This is a genomic window from Aerococcus sp. L_32 (assembly GCF_050689315.1).
The window spans coordinates 1-1287 of sequence record NZ_JBOEQF010000510.1; the positions used below are offsets into that span (position 1 = coordinate 1).

Here is a 1287-nt window from a genome sequence, read left to right on the forward strand (position 1 = left end):
AAAAAAGCCATGCATAAATCTCCTATACTTGATAAGTCATACCTTAAATGGTAATCTGTTATTAATAAACTTATCAAGTGATAAAATAATAAAATGGATCTATAAAAAGGGGACCAATAACATGACAAGTAAAGAAAGAATTACAATCATTGGGGCAGGGATAGGTGGTTTATCTGCAGCTATCCGCTTGCAGCATGCAGGATACCAAGTTGAAATCTTTGAGAAAGAATCGTTGCCGGGCGGTAAGATGAACCAGATGGCAGTAGATAGCTATACCTTTGATGTAGGTCCAACGATTGTCATGTGGCCAGAAGCATATAGAGAGTTGTTTACATTAACTGGTCGGGACCCAGAAGACTACATCCCTATGCAGAAATTAACCCCGATGTATGATGTTTTTTTTAAAGGAGACCCTTATCGCCACTATAGCGTGAGTAATGATTTGACTGATTTAATGGCTTTAATGGAGTCAAAAGATCCCCAAACCGCACTTGGTTTTCTTCAATACCTTGCAGAGATGTACCAACGATATCAAGTGGCTATGGACCATTTTATTAGGCGACCATTTAGACATAAATCGGATATATACAATCCTTCTATGTTGATTAATGCACTTAAATTAAAAACATTTGATAGTGCAGAACATATGATGGCGAAATTTATTCCAAATAAAGATATTCAGCAGTTAATGGCTTTTCAAACACTTTATATAGGCGTTTCTCCTAAAAATGGACCTTCGCTTTATAATATGATTCCGATGATTGAACTATTATATGGCATTCATTATGTCAAAGGTGGCATGCACACCGTAGCTAAAGGTTTTGCTCAATTGTTTGAAGAATTAGGGGGTGTCATTCATTATAATACACCAGTGGATAAGATTTTAATCGATGAACAGCAAGTGAATGGTCTACAAGTTGGAGGGCACTTTATTCCTAGTAAGAGAGTCATTTCAAATGCTGATTTCCCGTATACGATGAAACATTTAATAGATGGCGATTTAAACCGGGGTAAATATACAGCCAAGAAGATAGACCAAATGGATTATTCTTGCTCTTGTTTAATATTTTACTGGGGCGTAGATGGTACGTTTAAAGATTTGAAGACCCATAACTTTATCATCTCAGAAGATTTAGATGATAACATGGCACGCATTTTTGACGGACGTTTGATTGACAATCCATCAATATACCTTCACGTTCCTTCTCAAGTTGATGAGACACGTGCACCAGAAGGAAAGGCTAATTTCTATCTCTTGATGCCGGTTTCAGAATTAGGCACAGCACA

At 37.0% G+C, this 1287-nt stretch carries 1 protein-coding gene; it reads left to right on the top strand.

Annotated features, from left to right (window positions below; all coding sequences use genetic code 11):
- Nucleotides 1–121: 121 nt before the first annotated feature.
- Nucleotides 122–1287, top strand: a 1166-nt coding sequence (locus ACRCJ0_RS14325; protein WP_431390888.1) for a phytoene desaturase family protein, incomplete at its 3' end; no start/stop codon positions are given.